Annotated in this window: 6 protein-coding genes and 1 tRNA gene; 5 read left to right on the top strand and 2 right to left on the bottom strand. The window is 71.8% G+C overall.

All coding sequences use genetic code 11. The features are described from left to right. Nucleotides 1–28: 28 nt before the first annotated feature. Nucleotides 29–1252 carry an MFS transporter gene (locus VGD70_RS06475; RefSeq protein WP_331079112.1) on the top strand — a complete coding sequence of 408 codons (1224 nt, stop codon included), beginning with the start codon at nt 29–31 and terminating at the stop codon, nt 1250–1252. A 191-nt stretch (nt 1253–1443) separates the two neighbouring features. Next, on the top strand, nt 1444–2811 hold the full coding sequence (locus tag VGD70_RS06470) for a GGDEF domain-containing protein (RefSeq protein ID WP_331079110.1): 1368 nt from the start codon (nt 1444–1446) through the stop codon (nt 2809–2811). Between the two features lie 3 nt (nt 2812–2814). Here VGD70_RS06470 and VGD70_RS06465 read toward each other — a convergent pair whose 3' ends face one another. Both VGD70_RS06465 and VGD70_RS06460 read right to left on the bottom strand, forming a co-directional pair. Beyond that, a complete protein-coding gene (locus VGD70_RS06465; RefSeq protein WP_331079108.1) occupies nt 2815–4257 on the bottom strand; it encodes an FAD-binding protein in 1443 nt (480 codons plus the stop codon). A 386-nt stretch (nt 4258–4643) separates the two neighbouring features. After that, nucleotides 4644–6068, bottom strand: a complete 1425-nt coding sequence (locus VGD70_RS06460; protein WP_331079106.1) for a hypothetical protein — start codon at nt 6066–6068, stop codon at nt 4644–4646. A gap of 42 nt (nt 6069–6110) precedes the next feature. Between VGD70_RS06460 and VGD70_RS06455 the strand changes: the two genes are divergently transcribed. From VGD70_RS06455 to VGD70_RS06445, 3 genes are all read left to right on the top strand, one after another. Next, nucleotides 6111–6764, top strand: coding sequence for a TetR/AcrR family transcriptional regulator C-terminal domain-containing protein (locus tag VGD70_RS06455; RefSeq protein WP_331079104.1), 654 nt, complete (start codon nt 6111–6113; stop codon nt 6762–6764). Between the two features lie 98 nt (nt 6765–6862). Beyond that, nucleotides 6863–6947 (top strand) — tRNA-Ser (locus tag VGD70_RS06450). 271 nt (nt 6948–7218) lie between these two features. After that, the coding region (locus VGD70_RS06445; protein ID WP_331079103.1) for a DUF4145 domain-containing protein at nt 7219–7757 on the top strand (539 nt) is incomplete at its 3' end.

Here is a 7757-nt window from a genome sequence, read left to right as displayed (position 1 = left end):
TCGGGGTGCGCGGGCTAGAGTCCCCCGGGTGAGTGAGGGCGGCAGGCCGCCGGGGGTTTTCTCGGTCGCCGAGTTCAGGGTGCTCTGGGCCGCTGCGGCGCAGTCGATCGTCGGGGATCAGCTGGCTCGGGTCGCGTTGTCGATCCTCGTCTTTCAGCGGACCGGGTCGGCTGGCTGGACCGCCGCGATGTACGCGCTTACCCAGCTTCCCGCCCTGCTGTCCGGGGTTCTGCTCAGCGGGCTCGCCGACCGGTACCCGCGGCGCGCGGTCATGGTCGGCTGCGACCTCGCCCGCGCCGGTCTCGTCGGGGTCATGGCGTTGCCGGGGGCACCGCTGGCGCTGCTCGCGGCCCTGCTCGTCGTCGTGCAGCTCGCGGACGCGCCCTTCGCGGCGGCGCAGGGGGCGACGCTGCCGCACGTGCTGCCCGGCGAGCGGTTCGAGCGCGGCCAGCGCGTGCTGCTGATCACCCACCAGGCCGGGCTCCTCGCCGGGTTCGCGGTCGGCGGGATCATGGTCGCCTGGGTGGGCACGCACACCGCACTCGCCGTCGACGCCGTCACCTTCCTGCTCTCCGCCGCGCTCATCCGGGCCGGCGTCCGTGCCCGGCCGGCCAGCGGCGAGCAGGGCCAGCGGATGGCACTCCAGGTACGCAGCGGCGCCCGGCTCATCTGGGGCGACCGGCGCCTGCGTGCCCTCGTCGGACTGGCCTGGCTCGCCGGGTTCGCCGTCGTCCCGGAAGGCCTGGCCGCGCCGTTCGCCGCGGAGGTCGGGGTGGGGGTCGCGGCCGTGGGGTGGCTGCTCGCCGCGGACCCGGCCGGGATGGTCGTCGGCGCGTGGCTGCTGGGCAAGCTGTCCACCGAACGGCGCCTACGACTGCTCGGCCTGCTCGCGATCGGCACCGCCCTACCGCTGGCCTGCTATGCCTTCGCGCCGTCCCTCGCGGTCGCGCTCTGCCTCCTGGCGGTTTCCGGCGCCTGCTCCGCCTACCAGGTCACCGCCGGCGCCACGTTCGTCCAGCTGGTTCCCGACCACCAGCGCGGCCAGGCGCTGGGACTCGCCCGCTCCGGGCTCGTCGCCGCGCAAGGCTTCGGCGTGGCCGCGGGTGGGGTGCTCGCCGAGCTGCTCGGCAGATCGAGCACGGCGATCGCGATCGCGGGGGTCGCGGGGCTGATCTTCGCTGTGAACGCGGCCGCAGCGTGGGCCCGAGTGGACCCGCGCCGCGTGGCCGCCGCACTGAACGCTGACAACTGAGAGTGTTTCACCAGATCTTGTCGCGCATCCCGTGTCACCTCCTTGGCGTAGTCATTAACGATGATGACTTGCGCGCGGTGACGGTCCAGCCCGGGGCCGGGGTGCATCGGTTCAGGGGCTGACACCAGCGCTACCGGCGGCTACTGTCCGCCTCAGTCGAACTACCGCACGAGGTGACTCCGGGAGCACGTTTGGGTGACGTTGCGGCCCACCGACGTCGTGGCCTGATCGCGATCGTCCGGGGCTGGAAGGTGTGGGGCCTGCCCCCGCGTGCCCTCGGCTATGTCCTGACGATCGACGCCGTCGCACTGGTCATCGCCGTCTGGACGGCTGTCCGCGAACCGGGCACCCGCGACCAGTGGCTGGTCACCGCGGTCCTCGCCGCCAGCGCGGGCGTCCACCTGCACCTCAGCAACGCCGTCGAGCGCATCCGCCGCGACCACAGCCACACCCCGCACGTCGACCTGTGCGGCATCTGGACCTTCGCCGGCGCGCTGCTCCTCCCGCCGCTCCCGGTCACGCTGCTGGTCATCGGCATCTACGTGCACCGCTGGTGGCTCGTCGGCCGCTGGGACGCCGGCCGCCCGCCGCACCGCACGGTGTTCACCATCGCGATGATGACGCTCGCCGCGCTGGCGGTCGTCTGGCTGGTCAACGCGACCGGGCTCAGCGACCGGCTCGCCGGCCAGGAGCCGCTGAGCTGGGTCGACGGCCTGCTCGTGGTCGCCGCGATCGGTGTCGAGTGGACGGTCAACACGCTGCTCGTCGGCGTCGTGATCCTGCTGACCGCGCGGCTCAAGCGGGTGTGGGAGGCGATCGGCAGCGGCGCGGACAACCTGCTCGAGGCCGGCCAGCTCGTGCTCGGCGTGTTCGTCGCGCTCGCCGCGGTGCGCCAGCCGTGGCTCGCGGTGCTGATGATCGTGCCTGTCGTCGCGCTGCACCGAACCGTCCTGCTGCACCAGCTGCAGCTCGCCGCGCGCACCGACGACAAGACCGGCCTGCTCAACGCGACCGCGTGGCACCAGCAGGCGAAGGCCGAGCTGCTGCGGGCGCGGCAGGAACCGGACGGCTCGGTGGGCCTGTTCATGCTCGACCTCGACCTGTTCTCCGAGGTCAACAACCGCTACGGACACCTCGCCGGCGACGCCGTGCTGCGCCGCGTCGCGCACCTGCTGACGACGTCCATCCGTCGCGGCGACGCGGTCGGCCGGTTCGGCGGCGAGGAGTTCGCCGTGCTGCTGCCGGGTGTCGACCAGGCCGAGGCGCTGGCCGTGGCCGAGCGGATCCGCAGGCGCATGCACCAGGTCCAGGTCACCGACGGCGACGGCGGCCTGATCGAGGGGCTGACCGTGTCCATCGGCATCGCGATCTACCCGGAGGTCGCCGAGGACACTGTGGACGGCCTGCTCTCGGCCGCCGACTCGGCGCTGTACGCCGCCAAGCACAACGGGCGCGACCAGGTCCGCTTCGCCGACGAGGAGCGCGCGCTGCCGTGGCTGCCGACGACCCGCCGCCCCCTCAAGCTCGACGAGACCCCGGACAGCGTCGACCAGGGCTGACTCCTAGGGCTGGTGGAAGATGCCCTGCCCCGGGGTGAGCACGTGGTTCGGGTCGAAGTGTTGTTTCGCCAGGGCGACCTCGGCGTAGCGCGAGCCGTAGTGGGCGCGCCAGTCGGCGGGGGTCAGGGGGATCGCGCCTACCGGGTAGTGGGTGCCGCCCACCGCTCGGGCCTCGTCGTACAGCACGCGGTTGTCGGCCAGCAGGCGTTGGACGTCGGCGTCGTTGGGTGGGCTCACCGCGCGGAGGATGGCCAGCAGGAACACCACCGGGCTGTCCGGCAGCATCACGAGCGGGCGGGTGATCTCCGCGCGGGGCACCGGGTAGAGCAGGACCACGCCACCCGCGTCGGCCGGGGCCAGGTTGGCCAGCACGTCGCCGACGTAGGCGTCGGTCGCCTGGTCGGGCAGGAACACGTTGATCCACGGGCCGGGCAGGCGCAGCGGCTTGAGCTGCTCGACGAGCGCGTAGATCCGGTTCAGCCAGTCGAAGTAGGGCATCTCGGCGATCTGGCTCGACACCGGGCCCAGGCCCGCGAGCAGCGCCGCGTCGTCCGGTGTGGACGGTGGGGTGTAGTACGCGACGCCCTCGAGCATGTACTGCCAGCCGCCGCCCTCGGCCGGGATCAGCTGGCCCTCCAGGTAGCTGAACCGGCGGTCGGCCAGCGCGGTGCGCTGGGCCGCGGTCATCGACGCGAGGTCGGGATAGAACAGGTTGTACACGCGGGCCGTGGTCTCCGCCGGCGTCAGCCGGACGGTGGCGCGCACGATGATCGCGAACTGGCCGAGCCCGCCGAGCACCGTGCGGAACAGCTCGCTGTGCTCGGTCGGCGAGCAACGCAGCAGCCGGCCGTCGCCGGTGACGACCTCGAGTGCCAGCACGTTGTCGACCTGCAGGCCGAAGTGCGAGGTGGCGCCGCCGATCCCGCCGACCGACAGCGTGCCGCCGACCGAGAGGCCGAGGTAGTCGGTGGCCACCGGTGGGGTCAGGCCCTGGGCGAGCGTGGCCCGGATGAGGTCGAGCCAAGCCACGCCGGCGTCGACGACCGCGCGGTCGGCGTCGATGCGGTGGATCGTGGCGAGCGTCCGCGAGTCGATCACGACGCCGCCGGCCACCTGCGCCTGGCCGAACGTCGAGTGCCCCCGGCCGCGCATCGCGACCCGCAGCCCGTGGGCGTTGGCGAAGCGGACCATCGTGACGATGTCGCGCACCGAGCCGGGCCGCAGCACCGCGACGGGGGTGCGGTGCACGATGTGCCCGTAGTCGTCGGCTGCCTCGGCCCGCGACGCGGGGTCGACGACCAGTTCGCCGTCGAGCCCGGGCACGGTGATCCCACCCGGGCTCGCGTCTGCCTCGGTGACCCACCCGAGCCCCCCGGGATCGAACGCGACCACCGCCACCGCGGCGGCCCCGGTCAGAAAGGCACGACGACCGAGCCGAGTATCCATTTGCGACCCTCCGAGTAGGCGGGACGGACCATAGCCCACGATCAACGGCCGCGGTTGCTCCTTTTGCCGTTGCCACATAAGACAAATGGCCGCTCAGCACGCTGGGTGACGGACCGGATCCGCACGAGAACCGGGCCAGGCGGTCGTCGCCTGGCTGTCCGTCCATGCGCCCCATACGCTGGGTGGCGACGTTGCCACACCGTGATGAAGGTCCACGGAAAGCCCTGTCATGCAACGTAGCCGTGACGATCCACTTCCGACGCGGATGGAGCACGCGGCCACCCTCATCGGCGGGCTCAGCGGGATCCCGCAACTGTCGGACCGGCTTGTCTGTCGACCGATGACATCCGTCGCGGCGAGCCCTGCGGATCGCCAGGGCAACAGGGTCAGGTAACGAGAACGGGCGTATCGGTGAGCGCGACGCGCAACTCACCGCCCCCGACCGCGACCGGCAGCGGGGTGCCGAATGCGTCCACCGCGGCGGCCTTCTCGCCGGGCCATGGCAGCCGGACCTCGACCGGTGGCTGGTCCTCGCCGTCGAACGCGTCGCGGTGGTCCCACGCCACCAGCAGCTGCGGCCGGCCGGCGCGCTCGACGTCGAACACGTAGCCGTCCCCGCGCCGGGTCACGGCGGTGGTGCCGCGGAGGTGCTCGGCGAGCAACGCGAAGGTGTCGGCGGCGGGGTTGCGGCGGGTGAGCCGCCCGTCCTCGTCGTAACGGAGCAGGACGAGCTTGCCGAACAGCAGGTGCATCAGCTGGTAGGGCTCCGGCATGACGGGCACCTCGGGGGCGAGGTTCCAGTAGTTGGTGAGCCGGATGCCGGCGGCGAGTGCCAGGAGGTTGCGGGTGACGACCTGGCGGCAGTTGATCCGGTCGCGCTTGGCGTCGAGCTCGGGCGGGCAGCCCTCGAGGAACATCCGCAGCCGGTCCGGGAGCTCGGCGGCCCGCGCGTAGAGGCCGGTCATCGCGCGGCGCTCGGGGGTGTCCTGGCCCGCGCGCCCGACGAGCTCGCCGACGCTGTGCGTGGTTTGCCCGGCCTGCCCGGCCCGCTCGCCCGCCTGCTCGGCGAACGCGGCCGTCATCGTCTGCTCCAGGATCGGCCCGAGCTCGGGGAACTCGAACAGCACCGGCCCGCCGTACTCGCCGGCCACGACCTCCTTCTCGTAGCCGTTGTCCCGCATCATCTTCCGCACGTCGTCCACATAGGACGGGATGGCGGCGGGGTCGCCGTAGAGGTGGACGTCGAACACGTCGAACAGCTCGCGACCCTCGGCGAGCAGGTGCTGGAAGAACAGGCGCGGCTCACTGCCCGGCTCGCTGGACAGGACGTCGTAGCCGCAGCCGCCGAGGACGACCTTCGCCGTGGGGTCCTTCTCCCTGACCGCGGCGTGGAACTCGGCGAGCTGGCCGACGTACTCCTGCGCCGTGCCGGCCCAGAGCAGCCCGGCGTTGCTCGGTTCGTTGTCGCACTGCCAGAAGCTCACCCGGCCGGCGCAGTGCTCGACCAGCGCGCGCACGAACGCGCGGTACCGCGCGCGGTCCTTGGCCGGCGACGGCGGCAGGAAGTCCGACGGCACCTGGGTGGCCCAGGACGAGCTGGAGCAGACGGTGAGCCAGAGCTCGGCGCCGTCGAGCTGGTCGAGCAGCGCGTCGACGACGCGGAAGTCGAGCTCGCCGGGCCGCGGCTCGACCTGGCTCCAGTAGACGTAGGCCCGCACCAGGCCGGCGCCGAGCGCTCTGGCCTGCGGCACGAACTCGTCGGGCTCACCGAAGAGCCCGTAGCTGATCCCCCGTACGATTCCCATTCGCATGTTTACAACATATACCAGAGCTATACGAGATATACTCGTCCTGTGTCGATCTGGACCGATCCCCCGCCCCGCCAGCAGACCCTCGACCGCGACGCGATCGTCGCCGCCGCCATCGCGACGGCCGACGAGTCGGGCGCGGCCGCGGTGACGATGAAGGCGGTGGCCGACCGGCTCGGCGGCTACACGCCGATGGCGCTGTACCGCTACGTGCACAACAAGAACGGCCTCATCGACCTGATGCTCGACGCGGCGACCGCCGAGGTCCCGCTCGAGCCCGGCGAGTGGCGCCCGGCGCTGCGCCGGCTGGCCCTGGCGACCCGGGCCATGATCAAGCGGCACCCCTGGTACGCGGAGCTGGTGCACACCAGACCGCCGGCCGGCCCGCACCAGATGGCCCACCTCGAGCTGATGCTCACCGCGCTCACCGAGGCCGGCGCCACCCTGCCCGAGGCCATGACCCACGCCGCGATGATCGCCCGGCACATCTACGGCAGCGGCCTGCAGGAGGCGACGGAGGCACGCACCGAGCCCGCCGAGCTCATGCCCGCCATCGCCGAGATGCACCAGCTGGCCGAGGGCCGCTACCCGACGCTGGCGCGGTGGCTGGCCAACCCGAGCGGCCCGTCCCCGGACGACCAGTTCGAGCAGGTCCTGGGCTTCCTGCTGGACGGCATCGCCAGCCGGCTGCCCGGCTAGCTAGCGCGCCGGCCGGCGTCCGGCGGCTACCAGATCACCCCGGCCGCGTCCCCTGGACTGACCGCCACGAGCGGCGGCCCGCTACCCTGGCTCGCGAGGGAGGCGTGGCAGAGCGGCCGAATGCACCTGTCTTGAAAACAGGAGACCCGCAAGGGTCCGGGGGTTCAAATCCCTCCGCCTCCGCACATCTGACCAGGCATTATGGAGTCGGGTTGACGCGATGTCAGCCCCGGGCCGCCATGAGTCAGTCTCATTTGCAGTCTCATTCAGTCCTTGGACTCACCTCCGATGGGCATTCGTAGGCTGCGCCGACCGTCGGGAGCATCACGAGCGGGACCGTGGGCAACCCGCCCCGGCCCAGCTCCCCGCCCAAGCCAAACAGCCAACAGATCACGCGACTCCGCGCTGGTGCGGGAGGCGGGAGCGTCAGTGCTGCCCGCTACGGTCCGGGACTATGGACGACCTCGACGCGCCTGTGATCGACGAACCCGATGAGCCTGACGAAGAGCCTGACGATCCGCACCGCCCGGAGGTGGAGCGGCAGGCGTTCGACTGCCCGCGCTGTGGTGCGTACGCCCACATGGACTGGAACATGATTGGTGTTCCCGCCAGGGGCGGTATCAGTTCGTTCGATAACGCGAGCTGGAACATAGCAACCTGCGCACGGTGTCGACGCCCGTCGGTGTGGCGAGGTGAGCAGATGATTTACCCGTTGACGCGGCGCGGCTCGCGGCCCCACGTCGACATGCCGGATGAGGTGCGGGCCCTGTACGAGGAGGCCGCAGCAGTCGCCGTGGTGTCTCGCCGCGCCGGTGCCGCGCTGGCCCGCGCCACGGTCGAACGGCTGATCAAGCACCTGGACCCCGACGCACCGAAGAAGCTGGCGCTCGACAAGCGGATCGAGCGGATCAAAGCGCTTGGCGTGAGCACCCCGGTCGGGCAGATGCTCGACGTCGTCCGGGTGACCGGTAATGGCGCTCTGCACGTCGACGA

Origin of the sequence: Actinophytocola sp., from assembly GCF_036402745.1 — a bacterium.
Lineage (GTDB): Bacteria > Actinomycetota > Actinomycetes > Mycobacteriales > Pseudonocardiaceae > Actinophytocola.
The sequence above is the reverse complement of the archived record's forward strand: the minus strand, read 5'-3'. Positions and strand labels throughout refer to the sequence as shown.

Bases quoted from the DNA above. Each gene is read 5' to 3' on its own strand.
- VGD70_RS06465 (WP_331079108.1), bottom strand. From the start codon at position 4,257: ATGGATACTCGGCTCGGTCGTCGTGCCTTTCTGACCGGGGCCGCCGCG.
- VGD70_RS06460 (WP_331079106.1), bottom strand. From the start codon at position 6,068: ATGCGAATGGGAATCGTACGGGGGATCAGCTACGGGCTCTTCGGTGAG.